This window comes from Roseobacter sp. MH60115, from assembly GCF_015644665.1.
GTDB lineage: Bacteria > Pseudomonadota > Alphaproteobacteria > Rhodobacterales > Rhodobacteraceae > Roseobacter.
The window spans coordinates 278,814-296,771 of record NZ_JADOBQ010000002.1; the positions used below are offsets into that span (position 1 = coordinate 278,814).

Here is a 17,958-nt window from a genome sequence, read left to right on the forward strand (position 1 = left end):
TTATGTTGCGATGCGTTTAGCTGTCGTAGTCGATGGCATGACGCAATTGTTTCTCATATTCCAAGGCTTTGCCGGTGCCGAGAGCCACACAGTTGAGGGACTCGTCGGCAATGGATACCGCCAGCCCGGTCTGTTCCCGCAGCGCCAGATCGAGGTCCCCCAGAAGCGCGCCACCACCGGTCAACATAACGCCCCGATCCACGATGTCCGCCGCGAGATCGGGCGGCGTGGTTTCCAGCGCGGTCATCACCGCCTCACAAATCTGCTGCACGGGTTCCGCCAGCGCCTCGGCGATCTGCGCCTGCGTGACTTCAATTTCCTTGGGCACCCCATTGAGAAGGTCGCGCCCGCGGATCTGCATCGAGGTGCCGCGGCCATCATCAGGCATGCGCGCCGTGCCGATAGAGGTCTTGACCCGTTCTGCTGTCGTTTCCCCGACCAGCAGGTTCTGCTGGCGGCGCAGATAGCTGATGATCGCCTCGTCCATGCGGTCGCCACCGACGCGCACGGAACGCGCATAGACGATATCACCCAGGCTGAGCACGGCCACTTCGGTGGTGCCGCCGCCGATATCCACGACCATATTGCCGGTCGGATCGGTGATCGGCATGCCCGCCCCGATGGCCGCCGCAATCGGCTCGGCAATCAGGCCGGCGCGCCGGGCCCCCGCGCTCAGCACCGACTGGCGGATCGCACGTTTTTCGACCGGTGTCGCGCCATGTGGCACGCAGACGATGATCTTGGGCTTGGAAAAGGTCGAGCGTTTATGCACCTTGCGAATGAAGTGCTTGATCATCTCCTCGGCGGTATCGAAATCCGCGATCACCCCTTCGCGCATCGGGCGGATCGCCTCGATGCTGCCGGGCGTCCGGCCGAGCATCAGCTTGGCGTCTTCGCCCACGGCCAGCACCTTTTTCACACCGTCCTTGACGTGGTAGGCGACGACAGAGGGCTCCGACAGGATCACACCGCGCCCCTTTACGTAGACCAGTGTGTTGGCCGTTCCCAGATCGATGGCCATGTCCGATGAAAACAGCCCGCGGATTTTGTCAAACATGCGTTGATACCTTGCCCGAATTTCTCTTGGCCCGCGACTCCAGAGAGGCGGGCTTTTAACCTCTTATAGGCATAGGCGCTAAAGGGTGAAAGGGGCGTTAACGATGATGCAGGCGGCATGTTGCTTTTGCGTATAAACTGTGATCGGCGCAATAACGTCCCTAAATTACACCGTCAGATTTCTAACCTTCACTCCGACTGCCTCGCGATCCCAGAGCGATGACAAGCACGCTGCGCTCGTCTCAGTGGGATTCGGTGCACAACCGATGCATTTTCTTCACGGTTTCTTAGCGCTCTTTCGTTGCACGCGTGAGGCTCCCAAAAAGGCGCTGGCCTTGGCGGGTCTAGAGGGCAGCCACCTGTCTCGCGCGCGCAGTCTTGCCCGATCCATTGTTGGTCGCTTGATGCTCTTACAAACAGGGCCCTCCGGTTAAGGCTGAAAAAGGGCACGTCCGTGAGTGCGGCATCCGCCAAAGGGAAAATCTCAGGTCAGGCACCTGCTCGGATTTTCTTGCGGTCGCGACGAAAGAGCAGCGCGGTCACCAAGCGCCACGCTGCTCCTCTTCAGATTGTCTTGACCTAGCTCACGTCCTTGTAGCTGATCTCGCGCTTGTCCTTGCCACCTTTCTCGCGGCGGACGAGCAGCCGGTTCAACGCGTGGATATAGGCCAGCGCCGAGGCCACAACCGTGTCGGTGTTCGCGGATTGGCCCGTTACGATGCGCCCGTCTTCCTCCATCCGCACGGATACCGTCGCCTGCGCGTCCGTGCCCTCGGTCACCGCGTGCACCTGATAGAGTTGCAGCCGCGCGGTATGCGGCACCAGCGCCTTGATCGCGTTGAAGGAGGCGTCAACGGGCCCGTCGCCGGTCTGGGTTGTGGTGTGTTCCGTGCCATCGACCTGCATGACCAGATCGGCCTGCTGCGGGCCATCGGTGCCGCAGACCACCTTGAGCGACACCAGCTTGATCCGATCGTTCTCCGGATCGGACGACGTGCGCATCAGGGCAATCAGATCGTCGTCATAGATTTCCTTCTTGCGGTCGGCCAGTTCCTTGAACCGTACAAAGACATCCTTGAGCTGGTTGTCTCCCAGCTCGAAGCCCAGATCTTCGAGCTTCGACCGCAGCGCGGCGCGGCCCGAATGTTTGCCCATGACCAGATTGGTCTCGGAAAGACCCACATCTTCGGGGCGCATGATCTCGAAAGTTTCCGCGTTTTTCAGCATGCCATCCTGATGGATGCCGCTCTCATGGGCAAAGGCGTTCTTGCCCACGATGGCCTTGTTGAACTGCACTGGGAACCCGGAGACCGCTGCGACACGGCGCGAGATGTTCATGATCTTGGTGCTGTCGATGCCAGTCTGGAACGGCATGATATCGTTGCGCACTTTCAGCGCCATCACGACCTCTTCCAGCGCCGTGTTGCCCGCGCGCTCCCCTAATCCGTTGATCGTGCATTCGATCTGACGGGCACCGGCTTCGACCGCGGCAAGCGAGTTCGCCGTCGCCATCCCCAGATCGTTGTGGCAGTGGGTGGCAAAGGTGATCTCATCGGCGCCCGACACCCGGTTGAGCAGCATGGTGATCAATTCGGCGGATTCGCGCGGCGCGGTGTATCCAACGGTATCGGGAATGTTGATTGTGGTCGCCCCGGCCTTGATAGCAATCTCGACCACGCGGCAGAGGTAATCCTCCTCCGTCCGGGTCGCATCCATCGGCGACCATTGCACGTTATCACAGAGGTTGCGGGCATGGCTGACCGTCTGCTCGATCCGTTCCGCCATCTGGTCCATGTCGAGGTTGGGGATGGCGCGGTGCAGCGGCGAGGTGCCGATAAACGTATGAATGCGCGGGGCTTTGGCGTGTTTCACCGCCTCCCAGCAACGGTCAATATCGCCGAATTGCGCGCGCGCCAGCCCGCAGATCACGGAGGTCTGCGCCAGTTTGGCGATCTCGGATACGGCGGCAAAATCGCCTTCGGAGGCAATGGGGAAACCGGCTTCGATGATGTCGACGCCCATTTCATCCAGCAGCCCGGCAATCTCGAGCTTTTCGGCGTGGGTCATGGTTGCACCCGGGCTTTGTTCGCCATCCCGCAAGGTGGTGTCAAAGATCAGGACGTGGTCCTGTTTGGCTTTATCTGTCATGTCTGGTTCTTTCGATTTTCTGCTATGTTCCCTGGCGCGCGGCACATCCCTCTGAGCGGGCGCGCCGAAGGGCACGCTCAGAGGCGGCTTAGCAGCAGCAGAGCGGCGGCAGGGCGCAAAGAGATGCGCGGGCGAGTGATATGAGACGCAGGTGCCATCGCCCGTAGTTATACGCAGACAGAAAAAAATGGGAAGGTGGTTTTTTGGGAACCCGCCTCGTGTCTTGCAGGTCATGCAGCAGCGGCCTGGGGTTGAACTGCCCAATTGTCCGGCTAGGTCGCCGACGATGAAGAAAATATTGATCATCGGCGCGTCGGGCGGGATCGGGCAGGCACTTGTCACAGCCTGCAAGGCGCGGGGCGATGACGTGGTGGGTCTGTCCCGCTCTGAGGATGGCTTTGACATCACGGCCGAGCACATCGTCAGCCGCCATCTGGAAAAGTTTACATGCCCGTTTGATAAGGTCATTGTCGCCACCGGCGCGTTGGAAATTGAGGGTGCAGCGCCGGAAAAGACCATCAAGGCGGTGACGGAGAAGGCCATGATGGATCAATTTGCCCTAAACGCACTGGGGCCCGCCTTGGTGTTGCGCCACGCGGCGGATCTGCTGCCGCGAGACAGGCCATCGGTTTTTGCTGTCCTGTCGGCGCGCGTGGGGTCGATTGGCGACAACCGCATCGGCGGATGGGTAAGCTATCGCAGCGCCAAGGCGGCAGTGAACCAGATCGTGCATACGACGTCGATTGAGCTGAGCCGGACGCACAAGCAGTCGGTTTGTGTGGCGCTACATCCCGGGACGGTCGCGACATCGTTCACAGAGAAATACCTGGGGCGGCATCCGTCTGTGCCACCCGAGGAAGCTGCTGAGAATTTGCTCAATGTGATTGATGGGCTGACGCCTGCTCAGACGGGCCAGTTCTTTGACTGGGCGGGAAAGGCGGTGCCGTGGTGAGCCGCCTTGTTCTGGTATTGGGCGATCAGCTGAGCCTTGGTCTGAGCGCGTTGCAAAAGGCGGATCGCGCGGACGATGTGGTGGTCATGGCCGAGGTGGCGGAGGAGACCGACTACGTCTGGCACCACCCCAAGAAGATCGCGCTGATCTTCGCGGCGATGCGCAAGTTTGCCGCGCGGCTGAAAGAAGACGGCTGGGACGTGCGGTACAGCCAGTTGGATGACACTGAGAACGCGGGCTCTATCGTGGGAGAGTTGCTGCGACGGGCCGAGGAGACGGGCGCGTCGGAGGTGCTGATCACCGAGCCCGGCGAATGGCGGTTGATCGACAAGCTCAAGCATGCCCCGATCAAGACGCATATCCTGCAGGATGATCGGTTCATCGCCTCGCATCAGGAATTTGAGGCATGGGCCGAGGGACGCAAGCAGCTGCGTATGGAGTATTTCTACCGCGAAATGCGGCGCAAGACCGGGTTGTTGATGGACGGCGAAAAACCGGTCGGAGGCAAGTGGAATTTTGACCACGAAAATCGCAAGCCCGCCCCCGATGACGTAGGTTTTGGCGGGCCCATGCAGTTTACGCCCGATGAAACGGTTGAGGAGGTGCTGGCGCTGGTCGAGGCGCGGTTTGGCAATCATTTCGGCGATCTGCACCCCTTCTGGTTTGCGACCACGGAAGGGGAGGCACGGCGGGCGCTTTCGCATTTTGTCTCAAAGGCTTTGCCGAAGTTCGGCGACTATCAGGATGCGATGCTCGCTGAGAACCGGTTCCTCTATCACGCGGTGATCTCGGCCTATATCAACATCGGGCTGCTGGATCCGCTGGAAGTTTGCGAAAAGGTAACCGAGGCCTATGCGTCGGGGGATGTGCCGATCAACGCCGCCGAAGGCTTCATCCGCCAAATCATCGGCTGGCGCGAGTACATGCGGGGCATCTATTTCCTGAAGGGCCCGGACTATGTGCAGGGCAATGCGCTGGAGCATTCGCGTGACCTGCCGGAGCTCTACTGGGGCGGTGAGACCAAGATGCGCTGCCTCGAAAAAGCCGTGGAGCAGACGGCGGCGGAGGCCTATGCGCACCACATTCAACGCCTTATGATCACGGGGAATTTTGCGCTTCTGGCGGGGATTGATCCGCATCAGGTGCATGAGTGGTATCTGGCGGTTTACATGGATGCCTTCGAGTGGGTGGAGGCGCCGAATACCGTCGGGATGAGCCAGTTTGCCGATGGCGGGATGATCGCCTCGAAACCCTATGTGTCGAGCGGCGCCTACATCAACCGCATGTCGGATTACTGCAAGGGTTGCGCCTATTCGGTCAACACCAAGACCGGTGAGGGGGCCTGCCCGTTCAACCTGCTCTATTGGCATTTCCTCGAGCGGCATCGGGATCGGTTCAAGGACAATGCGCGCATGGGGAACATGTACCGGACCTGGGACCGGATGGACGCGGATCGGCGCGAGACGGTGATCGCGGAGGCGGACGATTTTTTGCGGCGGCTGGAGGCGGGCGAAAAGGTCTGAAGGCAGCGCGCGGCGGGATTTTGGCCGCGGGCCCCTTAAGTGAGGGTTAACGCCTGCGTTTCACGGAATATGCAACGTCGGTATTGCCTGGGGTCAAGAGGGCGGTCTTTCCCTTTGGACGGTGGAGCGGCGCTGGGCTGCGCCCTCGCCCCGCCCACCGTCCCGCAGCCCGGCGCGCCAGAGCGCCGCCGGCACCCCGCATCCGGGGTAGGGGGTGGGGTGCCGGGGCCAACCCGCGGTCCTGCACGGGCGCGGGTTCTATCAGATGCGTCGTCGAGCCCGGCGGTGCAGGAGCGCCACAGCGCCAAAGCCCGCCAGCAGGAGCGGCAGGGAGGCGGGCACGGGGACGGGGGCGACTGGTGGTGGGCTGGAGAGGCCAAACGCGTTAAGGAACGCGACGGAGGCATCATGTGTCAGAGTATAGGTCTGTCCAGCGAGGAAGACCGGGATCGTGCCCATGTCGAAGACGTTTGTTCCCGGCGTTTGGAAGGCATTGAGACCCGATGTGCCGTTGGATCCGCTGATCTGAAAGCTACCGCCACCTTGAGAGGCCGAGCTGACGCCATAGGTGTCGATCACAGTGTCGATATTGAAGACCAGATCTAAGCTGACGATGAAGCCAATACTCCTGCCCAGCATTAATCCTGAGGATAACGAAAAGGCGGGCGAGTTGTCTAAGGTCTGAACGCTCTGAACGGTCAGAGAAAATGGCACGGCGCTGACAGTATCGCCGCTGTCGACACTTCGATCTGCAAAGGCGGGCGCGTTGGATGTGAGGTCCAGCGTGACTGTGGCGGCCTGCGCGGGCAGGGTTGTGAAGGCGCAGAAGAGCGCGGTGATGAGATATTTCATTCCGATGGTCCTTTCTGAATGTGTCAGGAGTGGACGCCGCGCCTTGCGGCAGGCGTCCGGCGGCGCAGGATGGCCACGGCGCCGACCCCGGCGAGCAGGAGTGGCAGCGAGGTGGGCAACGGGATGACGGCAGGTGGCGGGCTTGCGAGATACAGCGCCCGGAGCTGTGCTGTGCGCGCGGTGGTGACGGTGTGCGTCAGGGTGTAGCTTACACCGGCCAGAAACACCGGGATCGTGCCCATATCGAAGACAGATGTACCTGCGGATGCAAGGGAGTTGAGACCGGACGTGCCGTTGACCCCGCTGAGTTGAAACGTGGCTGGTCCGGAGTTGGTGAAGCCCAGGTCGTAGCGGGTAATGATGGTGTCGGTGCCGAAAATCAGATCGGCGGTGACAATCGTGTTGTCGAAGCCGCCGGAGAGGCTGATCCCGGAACTGAACACGGAGCCTCGCGCGCTGCCGTCCCGTACGCGGATGTTCTGGAAGGTCAGGGCGAAGTCCCCAGCGCGGGCGGTGTCGCCATTATGTACCCCGGTGTCCGCGAAATCCGGAACGCTGTTTCTGTTGAGGTTGAGCTTGACGGTTGCGGCCTGCGCGGGCAGCGCCAGTGCCGTGAACGCGCAGACCAGCGCGATTTTCAAGTGTTTCAAAGTATCCCCCACTCTCTTCTGAAGAAGTATGGGCTTTTTCAACATACGGGGTCGTGGGGGAGAAAGAGCAGGCAGGCGCTTTGTCCGAAACGCGCGCAAGTTTGTCCGAGATGAAACAGATTACGGATGGCCTGGTCGCCCGCGTCCCTTCCTTTCATACCAATCCAACGTCGGCTGCCGGACGCCGCGCGCGATACACCGCCCAGCGATAAGGGCCTTACATCGCAGGCCTACGCACCCAGCTGGGCCTCGGACATCGGTTTGCGTGACGGCTGGAACCGATCATCGCATGGCTCCGGTTTGCGGCGAGACGCCACCGCCGTTACCGGCGCCACTTTATCGAACATCCCATGCTCGGGGTTTGCGTGGTTGGACCCTTGCCCTTCTCAGCAATCTGACGGGCTGCGTTCAGCAATTCCGGAACCCTGTCTTGGGGATCGCCCATGGCGGCACTGTCCAGACGGCCGCGATACTGGAGTGCGCCATCGCTGTTCAAACCAAAGAAATCCGGTGTGCAAACAGCACTATAGGCCGTTCCAACCGATTGATCGTGATCCACCAGATACAGAAATGGGAAACCGAACTGCTTGGCGAAGAGTTTCATGTTCTCGGGATTGTCCTGCGGAACTTGGCGATAGTCATTCGACATGACCGCAACGAAATGGATGCCGTCTTCCATCAGGGTTCGCGCGTCTTGGGCGAGCCGGTCGCCTATGGCCTGCACATACGGGCAGTGATTGCAGATGAAGGCGATCATCAGGCCCTTGTCGCCCAGATGATCGGACATCGTGAACGACGTGCCGTCAGGGTCTGCCAGCGTGAAATCCGGGGCTTTCCAGCCAAAATCACAGACGGGCGTGTTGAGAAGCATGCAGTGTCCTTCCATAGATGTCGGCCAGTTGCGGGAACGGCTATTGCAAAACGGAGGTGTCGGGCAGAACGATAGGCTTATTTATACCAGTCGGTCAAGTCAACGAACCTGTCCTAGGCTGCAATGCCGAGCACCGCCTGCTTCTTGATCGTATTCAGACCGTCATGGGTAAAAACGCCCCGTGCAAGAACACGCAGTCCCACAATCTGCGCCAGAAGCGATTTAGCCGTTTCCTCCGGGTTCAGACGGGCAGAAATACTTCCCCTAGTCTGCCCGTCTGCAATACAGCGCTCAAGGAAGTTTTCCATGTCGTGCAGCGATCCGGAGACAATCTCTTGAATGTCCTCGGTGTGGTTGGGCATGTCCAAGGCAGTATTTACCAGAAAACACCCTCGCTTTTCATCGTCGGCAAGGCTTTCTGTGACAATCGCCTCAAACAGCATCTTGATGGAGTCCAACGGGTCTTGCATATGCGCGAGCTTTGCAAGCGTGGCCTGTTGATTGTCGCGGGCGTATTTCAGTATTGCCTTGATAAAGAGGTCTTTTTTCCCGCCATAGGCGTTGTACAAACTCCCCTTGTTGATGCGCATGGCCTTTGTCAGATCGGTGATCGACGTCGCCTCATAGCCCTTTGCCCAGAAGACACGCATGGCGTCGCCGAGCGCGACTTCGGTGTCGAAATCCTTTTCCCAGGGCATGTGCTACCTCTCCAAAGTCAAATAAATCTAGACATTTTATACCACCCGGTCAATACTTAGACCCGGGATGCAAGAGACATGATCAGAAGGCCCCGCGCCATTTTCTGCGCGGGGTATGATCGCCGTGGGACCTTAGGGGGGAGCGCGACCAAAAAGACATCCGGAGGGGGCCGAGCAGAACCGTTTTGGAGGAAACGATGGCTGCAGCAGATCATATCAGGGAAATTGAGGCCGCATTGTCCGAGCGCCCGGTGCAACGCGATGACTTTGTCGTGGCGTCCTGGAGGCGGTGCATCGAGGAGCACGGGCTTGATCCGGCGCGACCTTCGCCAGCCTATATTCTACCGGAAAGACAGCTTCGCCAGCACCAGCAAAAAGCCGAAAGGCTGACATCCATCGCACGGTCGGGCGTGGAGGAATTGTTCCGACAGGTTGCGAGCCAGAACTACGTGGTCCTGCTGACAGACCCGCATGGGGTCACGGTGGATTACTTCGGTGATGCGAATTTCGAAGATGACCTGCGTAAGTCGGGACTGTTTCTGGGGTCTTCGTGGTCAGAGGCGCAGTCGGGGACAAATGGCATCGGGGCCTGTCTGGCGACCGGTAGCGCGGTGACCGTTCATCAGGAGGATCATTTTGATCTGCACCACGTGCCATTGAGTTGCAGCGCGGCCCCGATTTACGATCTTCAAGGCGACCTGGCGGCGGTGCTGGACGTGTCGCTGCTGCGCTCGCCACAGCCAAAGGCAACCCAGGCGCTGGCGCTGCATATGGTCAAGAGCGCCGCACGCAGGATCGAACTGGCAAACCTCATGGCCGAGATGCGCGCCCATTGGGTGCTGCACTTCTCTGAACGGCCGGAGTTTGTCGATGTGGATCCCGATGGCGCTCTGGCCGTCGATGGTTCGGGAAGAATTATCGGGGCCACCCGGCAGGCACTCAGAATGCTATCCGCTTCACCGGGCAGGAGCGTCATAGGTCAACGGCTGACTGCCTTCTTCGATCTGGAAATCGACGACCTGCCGACATTTTCCAGGGCCCGCTCGACCCAGGATCGATGCCTTTTCATGAAAACAGGCGAGGTGGTATACGCGCATGCAATCGCGCCAAAGCCGCCGTCGCGACAGTCGATGGCGGGAAATTCGGAGACGCTCCCAAGGGCTTTCGCGGCCTTGCATTTTGGAGACCCGGTCATGGAACGGGTGCTGGCGCAGGCTGCACGTTTGGCCAAAAGTGATCTGCCGCTTTGGATCACCGGGGCAAGTGGTACCGGCAAGGAAAGACTGGCGCGGGCAATTCACAAGGAACGTGATGAATATGCGCCCTTTGTCGTTGTCCAATGCGCGGACTTCCCTGAACGGGAACTGGAAGAGATCCTGTTTGGGGACAGGAACGGGAATGAGGGTCTTATCGCGCAAGCGCGTGACGGGGTGCTGTTTCTCGATGCCGTCAACGAATTGCCCGTTGCGGTTCAGGCGCGGCTTGCACGCGCGCTCACCGATGATGGGATTCGGCCCGCAGGTGGGAAAAACCCGATTGCCATCAAGGCCAAGCTCGTTTCCGCCAGCTCCGTGCCGCCCGCAAGGAGCAACCTGCGCACTGATCTGATGTTTCGATTGGGCGGGGCTTGCCTCGATCTGCCCGATCTCGATGACCGTGCGGATTTCGACGGCCTGGTCGACAGAATTTTGCGACTTGTCGGTGTCGCCGAGCCAACTGCGGTCAGCATCACAGATGCTGCCCGGTCCAATCTGCGCCGTCGGCAGTGGCCCGGCAACATCCGGGAACTCAAGAATACGCTGCGGGTTTCCGTCGCGATGAGTGACGATGGCCGTATCGACATCGAACAACTCCCCAATTCGGTGCTCACCCCTTTGGAGACAAACGCGGCCAGAAAGGCGGTGGACCTCGAACGCAGCCTGACCGAATGCGGATGGAACATATCGCGGGTTGCCCGTTTGCGCGGTGTCGACAGATCCACGATCCATCGCCAGATGAAGCGGGCCGGGATCAGACGCCCCTGACGCCACAGAGTGTTGCATCGCCTCAGCGTGCAACAGATTTTTGATAGAAGATGCGCCGCGCCGCAGCAAATGCGGGCGGTGTGGATGGGCGCGACAAGGCGTGCCTGCAATGGTTTCCGCCAACAGTGGAGAGGAGAATACTGCATGCTGGATACGACCCACAACGATCAAATGGAAGACATGTTAAACCGGTTCGGGGACGCCCTGACAAACGGTCGGATCGAGGAGGCTGTCTCCATGTTCCAAGCTGACTGCTATTGGCGGGATCTTGTTTCGTTCACCTGGAACATTCGGACCATGGAGGGCCAGGACGCAATCCGCGACATGCTGACATCGCAACTTGCAACGACCAAGCCATCGGGATGGCAGATTGCACAAGGCGAGGTCGCCACCGAAGAGGGCGGTATCACCACGGCCTGGATCACCTTTGAAACTGACGTGTCGCGTGGTTATGGCCTGATCCGGTTGAAGGACGGGCTGATCTGGACATTGCTCACGTCCATGACCGAACTGAAGGGGCATGAGGAACCCCTGGGGTACGAACGACCTCTGGGTGCCAAGCACGGTGCCGGGAAAGGACGCAAATCCTGGCGCGAAGAGCGCGATCAGGAAATCGCGGAACTGGGCCACACGGTGCAACCTTACACGGTGATCATCGGGGGCGGACAGGGTGGTATTGCCCTGGGGGCCCGTCTGCGGCAACTGGGTGTTCCCACGATCATCATCGAGAAAAACGACAAACCGGGCGACAGCTGGCGGAACCGATACAAGTCGCTCTGCCTGCACGACCCGGTCTGGTATGACCATTTGCCCTATCTGCCCTTCCCGCCGAACTGGCCGGTCTTTGCGCCAAAGGACAAGATTGGCGATTGGCTGGAAATGTACACCAAGATCATGGAACTGAACTATTGGACCAGGACAACGGCCAAATCCGCAAAGTTCGATGAGGACAGCAAGGAATGGACGGTCGTTGTCGAGCGCGACGGAAAGGAAATCACGTTGCGCCCGAAACAACTCGTGATGGCGACCGGCATGTCGGGCAAGGCCAATATGCCCACCTTCCCCGGCATGGATCGCTTCAAGGGCGATCAACACCATTCCTCCAAACATCCCGGGCCCGACGCCTATAAGGGCAAAAAGGCGGTTGTCATTGGGTCGAACAACTCCGCCCACGACATCTGCGCGGCGCTGTGGGAAAACGACGTGGATGTAACCATGGTTCAACGGTCCACGACCCATATCGTGCGTTCTGATCCCCTGATGGAAATCGGCCTTGGCGATCTCTATTCCGAACGCGCCGTCGAAGCAGGGATGACCACGCAGAAGGCGGACATGATCTTTGCCTCGCTCCCCTACAAGATCATGCATGAGTTCCAGAAACCCGTGTACGACAAGATCAGGGAGGTGGATGCGGAGTTCTATGCCGGGCTGGAAAAAGCCGGGTTCCAGCTGGACTGGGGTGCTGACGGGTCGGGGCTGTTCATGAAGTATCTGCGTCGCGGCTCGGGCTACTACATCGACGTTGGCGCCAGCCAGTTGATCATCGATGGAAAGGTCAAGCTGGCGCATGGTCAGGTCAGCGAGATCGTCGAAGACGGTGTGGTGTTCGAGGATGGCAGCAAGCTTGAGGCTGACCTGATCGTCTATGCCACGGGATATGGATCGATGAACGGCTGGATTGCGGATCTGATCGATCAGGACACCGCTGACAAGGTGGGCAAATGCTGGGGTCTCGGTTCCGATACGCCCAAGGACCCAGGCCCCTGGGAGGGCGAACAGCGCAACATGTGGAAGCCGACACAGCAGGAAAACCTGTGGATGCACGGCGGTAACCTGCATCAGTCGCGCCACTACTCGCAGTATCTGTCGCTCCAGTTGAAGGCGCGTTATGAGGGCATTGAGACACCGGTTTATGAGTTACAGGCGTCTCATCACTTGGGACGGTAAACGATTGGCTCCGGGCAATCGAGTTTGCCCGGACGTCCGCTAGCGCGCGTGCGCTGATAGGTGCCTCCCGTCCGGCGCGGTGTGTCCGGCGTGATTGCGAGGGCAGCCGTGTGGAGCGGGCGCTACAGTTTTGCACAGGGCAGCGGAACAGGCTGCAGTAGATCAGGTTCTGCGTGATGTTCGGAGTGATCGCTTGTGAATCGCAAAAACCCGTCGAGCGATAGAGGCGGTGACGTCGCCTTTCGCAGCGTGGCCCGGCCGCAGATCAACTCTGCGCTATTTTCCGACATTCCGGCTGTTTCAACCGGTTGAGTGCCCTATGTTAGGTTCATTCGTTACGAGTTTGGAGTAGAGTTTATGTCACTAAAACCTTTCACTATATCAATTTGTGTTCTGCTGAGCGCATGCGCGACCGTTCGTGATGAGACGCGCACGCCCGCGGTTCTGGAAGACGGCTTTTATGCTGGCGAGAAATACGTTGTGAGAACGCGCCTGATCGAGGGGCCCAATGGGCCGTATGATCAGACCAGCGTTGTCTACCGGGGTATTGCCAGAACCTGCATTCTGGACAGCCCCAACGATTGCGAGGTCACTGCGCGGAGCCTCATCGACGAACAGAACGAGCGCATTTGGCCCGCCCGCCATCGCGGCTCAATTTAAGCCTCAGCGATTGGTGCGTCCGGGGGAAGGGGGCCTATGTGGGCGGGGCTTGCGCGACGCGCTGAGCTGTCGTCATCCGGGCACTGAACTCCCGGCGCCGCGCCAATGGATGCCATGGAGTGATCGCCACTTGGCTTTCCATCACAGTATTTGGAGCATCTTTCGGTGCAGCATCAATGCTACGCCACGGGTAACCGCTCACGGAGACTTAGGTGTCGAGCATCCTGAGGAGCGGTGGACATCGACAGCCTCACCGGGGTGATCAAGCTCAGACTTTTGGCAGAGTTTTTGACGAACAGTAAGGCATTCGACGCATGCCAGCCCTGATCTCAAAATGCACAATGGTCACCGGAGCTGGTCCGACGTGCTGTCCCTGCGGCGTCAGCCGCCGTCCGTCAGTGCGCCGTTTTCCCAATCACCCGTGGCCTCTTCGCCCGTGGCGTAGCGCATGGTGCCCGTACCCTGCCGTTTGCCGGCTTTGAACATGCCTTCATAGACGTCGCCATTGGCATAGGTCGCGGTGCCCATGCCCTCGATCTCGCCTTCGACCCAAGCGCCTTCGTAGACAAAGCCGCTGGGCATGGTGATCTTGCCTTCCCCGTGGCGCTGGCCGTCCTCAAACGCGCCGACGTAGAGCGTGCCGTCAGGATATGTTGCCGTGCCGGTTCCCTGGCGCTGACCATCGACCCAGTTGCCGTCGTATTTGTAGCCATCCGCATAGGTCATCACGCCCTGGCCGTGGTTGCGGGCGTTCTTGAACCCGCCCTCGTAGACCACGCCGTTGGTATAGGTGGCCTTGCCGGTGCCGTCGATCACGCCGGTTTTCCACTCGCCCTCGTAGGTGGAGCCATCGGGGTAGGTGATCAGGCCTTCTCCGTCTGCCAGCCCGTCCGAAAAGCTGCCCACATAGACGGAGCCGTCGGGATAGGTGACGCGGCCTTGCCCCTCAATCTCGCCCGCGACCCAGGATCCGGTGTAGGTGTACCCATCCTGTGCGCTGAACGTGCCCTGACCGTCGCGCAGATCATTGGCGAACTCCCCCTCGTAGGTGTCGCCATTGGCGTAGATCACCTTGCCGACACCCTCACGCCGACCGGCAACCAGCTGTCCCTCATAGACATCACCATTGGCCTGCGTCAGCTTGCCGGTGCCATCAATCTGCCCGTCCCGCCAGAGACCAACATAGACCAGACCGTCCGGCATGGTCAGCGTGCCCTGACCCGCCCGCTTGCCTGCCCGGATCTCGCCTTCGTAGACCGCGCCGTCCGGATAGGTGATGGTGCCGATGCCCTCTTTGACGCCATCGAGCCAATCGCCTTTGTATTCATATCCGCCGGGGCTTTGCATTGTGCCCTTGCCGTGGTGTTTGGCATTGCGGAACTGGCCCTCGTAGCGCACGCCATTGGCATAGAGCGCAATGCCGGAGCCCATGATCGCCCCGGTCTCCCATTCGCCCTCATAGGTGCCGCCATCGGCAAAGGTGATCTTGCCGAACCCGTCCGGTTTGCCCTTGGCAAAGAGCCCCTCGTAGACAGAGCCATTGGGGAAGCGCGCAATGCCCTCGCCCTTGATCTCGCCATCGAGCCATTGGCCGGTGTACTCGTAGCCGTTGGGCAGTTTGTAGGTGCCCGTACCGTGCTGGACACCGCCGCGGAATGTGCCCTCGTAAACGCCGCCGTCGTCGTATTGCTTGGTGAGCACCTGCCCCTCCTGGGCAAGCAAGGGTGCAGGCAGGAAAGCGAGGCAAAGGACAAGACGGCGAAGAGACATGAGACCCCTTGGGATTGTCATATAGGTAAGACGCTGGGCCGAACCCCCGAACGGCTTTTCCCGGAACTTATGCAAAGCCCGCTTTGGGGGCAATCTTCTTTTGCGACATTACACTGGGTTAGGGTTTTCACGCCGGTGCAATCTGCTACATGACTGTAAAGCAGGCGAAAAGGGCCGGGCCTATGTCGGACAGATTTCGGATTACACTGGGGCAGCTCAACCCAACGGTTGGCGACCTGCGTGGCAATGCAACCTTGGCGCGCAAGGCTTGGGCAGCGGGCCGGGAGGCCGGGGCCGATCTGGTGGCCCTGCCCGAGATGTTCATCACCGGGTACAACGCGCAGGATCTGGTGATGCGCCGGGCGCTTCAGCTGGATGTGGCGGATGTGATCGCGCAGCTGGCGAAAGACTGCGCGGAGGGGCCGGCCCTGGCGATTGGCGCACCCTGGGTGGAGGGGACCAAGCTCTACAACGCCTATCTCATCCTCAAGGGTGGGCAGATCGCAAGCCAGGTGCTCAAGCATCACCTGCCGAATGAAACCGTCTTTGACGAGGTGCGGATTTTCGATGCGGGGCCGATGGGCGGTCCCTATTCGGTCGGCAATTCCCGTGTCGGCAGCCCGATCTGCGAAGACGCCTGGCACGAGGATGTGGCCGAGACGCTGGCCGAGACCGGTGCGGAGTTCCTGCTGGTGCCCAATGGTTCGCCCTACTACCGGGGCAAGTTCGAGACGCGGCTCAACCTCATGGTCGCGCGGGTGGTCGAGACCGGGCTGCCGCTGATCTACCTCAACATGGTCGGTGGGCAGGATGATCAGGTCTTTGATGGGGCGAGTTTCGCGCTGAACCCCGGCGGGGCCCTGGCGGTGCAGTTGCCGGTGCTGGAAGAGGTGATCACCCACGTCGATCTGGAACGCGGGACGGAGGGCTGGCGCATCGTCGAGGGCGAGAAGGCCGCGCATCCTGACGTCTGGGAGCAGGACTATCGGGTGATGGTCACTTCCCTTCGGGACTACTGCGCCAAGACGGGTTTCGGCAAGGTGCTGCTGGGGCTTTCCGGCGGGATCGACAGTGCGATTGTAGCAACCATTGCCGTCGATGCCTTGGGGGCGGAGAATGTGCGCTGTGTGATGCTGCCGTCGGAATACACGTCGGAGGCGTCTCTGGACGATGCGAAGGCCGTCGCCACAGCGCTTGGCTGTCGGTACGACACCGTGCCGATCTCAAAGGGGCGGGCGGCCATTACGGACACGTTGGCGCCGCTCTTTGAGGGGCTGGAGCCCGATCTGACGGAAGAGAATATCCAGTCGCGCCTGCGCGGGCTGCTGCTGATGGCGCTGTCGAACAAGTTTGGCGAGATGTTGTTGACCACCGGCAATAAATCCGAGGTCGCCGTCGGGTATGCCACGATCTACGGCGACATGGCGGGCGGATACAATCCGATCAAGGACCTTTACAAGACGCGCGTCTTTGAAACCTGTCGCTGGCGCAACGCAAATCATCGCGACTGGATGAAAGGCCCCGAAGGCGAGGTCATTCCCGAGCGCGTGATCGACAAACCGCCGTCAGCCGAGCTGCGGGAAGATCAGAAGGACAGCGACAGCCTGCCGGACTACCCGGATCTGGATGCGATGTTGGAGATTTTGGTGGATCAGGCGGGCTCCATCGAGGATTGCGTCGCGGCTGGATTTGACCGGGAGGTGGCCAAGAAGGTCGAGCATCTGATCTATATTTCGGAATACAAACGCTTTCAATCCGCCCCGGGTGCGCGGCTGACCAAGGGCGCATTTTGGCTGGACCGCCGCTATCCCATCGTGAACCGCTGGCGCGATCCATCGTGAGGCAAGGGGTGGCCTGAAAGCCCACCCTACCTGCTGGTTGAGTGGCCGTGCCTATAAGGTCTCGCGCTTGTGATTTGAGCCTGTGCGGTGCCTCGCACAGAGTGCGCGGAAAGATCATATGGAGTTTTTCATGCGGGCACTTCTTTTGAGCACAGTCCTGATGGGGGCGAGCGGCACGATGGCCATGGCCTGCGGGCCGGATACCGACTGCACATTGGGGGATCGGCACTACCGCATTGCTCTGCCGGAGGGGTACGATGGCGCAACTCCGGTTCCGGCGCTGGTGTTTGCCCACGGCTATCGCGGATCTGCACAGGGGGTGATGCGCAATGGGTCGCTCCGGCGTATGGCATCGGAGATGGGTGTTGCGCTGATTGCGGTGAAATCAAAGGATGACGATTGGGTCATTCCAAACGCGCCGCGGCATATGGAGACGGATGGCGCTGAGGAGTTCGACTACTTTGCGGCGATGCTGGAGGATGCGACGGATCGCTTTGCCATTGATGAAAGCCGCATCGTGGCCAGCGGGTTCAGCGCAGGCGGTATGATGGTCTGGAACCTCGCCTGTTCCATGAGTGACCGCTTTGCCGGGTTTATCCCGATCTCGGGCACCTTCTGGCTGGAGCCGCCGGAAACCTGTGCCGGGCCCGTGGCCAGTATCATCCATATCCACGGTACATCAGACCGCACTGTCCCGCTCAACGGGCGGCCCATCGGGCCTACCCACCAGGGCGAGGTCAGCGCGGCACTGGAGATGTATCGCGACTACGGCAAATTCGAACCCTTGGCGCAGGCCACCTACGGTGATCTGGAGTGCTCCGAAGAAGATAACCCCGCCGGTGACACACTCAAGTTCTGCCTTTTCGAAGGCGGTCACTCCTTCCGCACGGAATTCGTCCGATTTGGCTGGGAACAGCTGGTAAAAGTGGGGCGGCTCTGAAAGCAGGTAGGGTGGGCTTTCAGGCC

General features: G+C 60.2%; 13 protein-coding genes. 6 read left to right on the forward strand and 7 right to left on the reverse strand.

Annotated elements, in window-relative coordinates; translation table 11 throughout:
- Window positions 1-16: 16 nt before the first annotated feature.
- Together ISX84_RS06905 and ISX84_RS06910 are read right to left on the reverse strand one after the other, a co-directional pair.
- Entirely contained in the window at window positions 17-1,057 is a 1,041-nt protein-coding gene (locus ISX84_RS06905; RefSeq protein WP_195819615.1) for a rod shape-determining protein, read from the reverse strand.
- Window positions 1,058-1,635: 578 nt separating this feature from the next.
- Window positions 1,636-3,204: a 2-isopropylmalate synthase gene (locus tag ISX84_RS06910; RefSeq protein WP_195819616.1), complete on the reverse strand. Its 1,569-nt coding sequence runs from the start codon at window positions 3,202-3,204 to the stop codon at window positions 1,636-1,638.
- Between the two features lie 286 nt (window positions 3,205-3,490).
- Here ISX84_RS06910 and ISX84_RS06915 point away from each other — a divergent pair, with 286 nt between their 5' ends.
- Together ISX84_RS06915 and ISX84_RS06920 are read left to right on the forward strand one after the other, a co-directional pair.
- Window positions 3,491-4,156, forward strand: a complete 666-nt coding sequence (locus tag ISX84_RS06915; RefSeq protein ID WP_195819617.1) for an SDR family NAD(P)-dependent oxidoreductase — start codon at window positions 3,491-3,493, stop codon at window positions 4,154-4,156.
- Window positions 4,150-5,679 (forward strand): cryptochrome/photolyase family protein, encoded by a 1,530-nt coding sequence (locus ISX84_RS06920; RefSeq protein WP_326838714.1) that lies wholly within the window; start codon window positions 4,150-4,152, stop codon window positions 5,677-5,679. The genes ISX84_RS06915 and ISX84_RS06920 overlap by 7 nt, the downstream gene beginning before the upstream one ends.
- 261 nt (window positions 5,680-5,940) lie before the next feature.
- Here the strand turns inward: ISX84_RS06920 and ISX84_RS06925 are convergent, their stop codons facing one another.
- From ISX84_RS06925 to ISX84_RS06940, 4 genes are all read right to left on the reverse strand, one after another.
- Window positions 5,941-6,531: a PEP-CTERM sorting domain-containing protein gene (locus ISX84_RS06925; protein ID WP_195819619.1), complete on the reverse strand. Its 591-nt coding sequence runs from the start codon at window positions 6,529-6,531 to the stop codon at window positions 5,941-5,943.
- Window positions 6,532-6,554: 23 nt separating this feature from the next.
- Complete coding sequence (locus ISX84_RS06930) at window positions 6,555-7,181, reverse strand: hypothetical protein (RefSeq protein WP_195819620.1); 627 nt, start codon at window positions 7,179-7,181, stop codon at window positions 6,555-6,557.
- 322 nt (window positions 7,182-7,503) lie between these two features.
- A complete protein-coding gene (locus ISX84_RS06935; protein WP_195819621.1) occupies window positions 7,504-8,052 on the reverse strand; it encodes a thioredoxin family protein in 549 nt (182 codons plus the stop codon).
- Between the two features lie 113 nt (window positions 8,053-8,165).
- Window positions 8,166-8,750, reverse strand: a complete 585-nt coding sequence (locus ISX84_RS06940) for a TetR/AcrR family transcriptional regulator (protein ID WP_195819622.1) — start codon at window positions 8,748-8,750, stop codon at window positions 8,166-8,168.
- A 197-nt stretch (window positions 8,751-8,947) separates the two neighbouring features.
- On the opposite strand from ISX84_RS06940, the gene ISX84_RS06945 reads away from it, so the two are divergent.
- Both ISX84_RS06945 and ISX84_RS06950 read left to right on the forward strand, forming a co-directional pair.
- The gene (locus tag ISX84_RS06945) at window positions 8,948-10,774 is read left to right on the forward strand and encodes a sigma-54-dependent Fis family transcriptional regulator (RefSeq protein ID WP_195819623.1); all 1,827 of its coding nucleotides are present in this window, start codon (window positions 8,948-8,950) and stop codon (window positions 10,772-10,774) included.
- A gap of 144 nt (window positions 10,775-10,918) precedes the next feature.
- A complete protein-coding gene (locus ISX84_RS06950) occupies window positions 10,919-12,721 on the forward strand; it encodes an NAD(P)/FAD-dependent oxidoreductase (RefSeq protein WP_195819624.1) in 1,803 nt (600 codons plus the stop codon).
- Between the two features lie 1,041 nt (window positions 12,722-13,762).
- Here ISX84_RS06950 and ISX84_RS06955 read toward each other — a convergent pair.
- A complete protein-coding gene (locus tag ISX84_RS06955) occupies window positions 13,763-15,151 on the reverse strand; it encodes an MORN repeat-containing protein (RefSeq protein WP_195819625.1) in 1,389 nt (462 codons plus the stop codon).
- 182 nt (window positions 15,152-15,333) lie between these two features.
- On the opposite strand from ISX84_RS06955, the gene ISX84_RS06960 reads away from it, so the two are divergent.
- Together ISX84_RS06960 and ISX84_RS06965 are read left to right on the forward strand one after the other, a co-directional pair.
- Window positions 15,334-16,992, forward strand: coding sequence for an NAD+ synthase (locus tag ISX84_RS06960; protein ID WP_195819626.1), 1,659 nt, complete (start codon window positions 15,334-15,336; stop codon window positions 16,990-16,992).
- Window positions 16,993-17,122: 130 nt separating this feature from the next.
- On the forward strand, window positions 17,123-17,932 hold the full coding sequence (locus tag ISX84_RS06965) for an alpha/beta hydrolase family esterase (protein ID WP_195819627.1): 810 nt from the start codon (window positions 17,123-17,125) through the stop codon (window positions 17,930-17,932).
- Window positions 17,933-17,958 lie beyond the last annotated feature (26 nt).

Coding starts and splice junctions, on each gene's coding strand:
- ISX84_RS06905 (WP_195819615.1), bottom strand. CDS start 1,057: ATGTTTGACAAAATCCGCGGGCTGTTTTCATCGGACATGGCCATCGAT.
- ISX84_RS06910 (WP_195819616.1), bottom strand. CDS start 3,204: ATGACAGATAAAGCCAAACAGGACCACGTCCTGATCTTTGACACCACC.
- ISX84_RS06915 (WP_195819617.1), top strand. CDS start 3,491: ATGAAGAAAATATTGATCATCGGCGCGTCGGGCGGGATCGGGCAGGCA.
- ISX84_RS06925 (WP_195819619.1), bottom strand. CDS start 6,531: ATGAAATATCTCATCACCGCGCTCTTCTGCGCCTTCACAACCCTGCCC.
- ISX84_RS06935 (WP_195819621.1), bottom strand. CDS start 8,052: ATGCTTCTCAACACGCCCGTCTGTGATTTTGGCTGGAAAGCCCCGGAT.
- ISX84_RS06940 (WP_195819622.1), bottom strand. CDS start 8,750: ATGCCCTGGGAAAAGGATTTCGACACCGAAGTCGCGCTCGGCGACGCC.
- ISX84_RS06945 (WP_195819623.1), top strand. CDS start 8,948: ATGGCTGCAGCAGATCATATCAGGGAAATTGAGGCCGCATTGTCCGAG.
- ISX84_RS06950 (WP_195819624.1), top strand. CDS start 10,919: ATGCTGGATACGACCCACAACGATCAAATGGAAGACATGTTAAACCGG.
- ISX84_RS06955 (WP_195819625.1), bottom strand. CDS start 15,151: ATGTCTCTTCGCCGTCTTGTCCTTTGCCTCGCTTTCCTGCCTGCACCC.
- ISX84_RS06960 (WP_195819626.1), top strand. CDS start 15,334: ATGTCGGACAGATTTCGGATTACACTGGGGCAGCTCAACCCAACGGTT.
- ISX84_RS06965 (WP_195819627.1), top strand. CDS start 17,123: ATGCGGGCACTTCTTTTGAGCACAGTCCTGATGGGGGCGAGCGGCACG.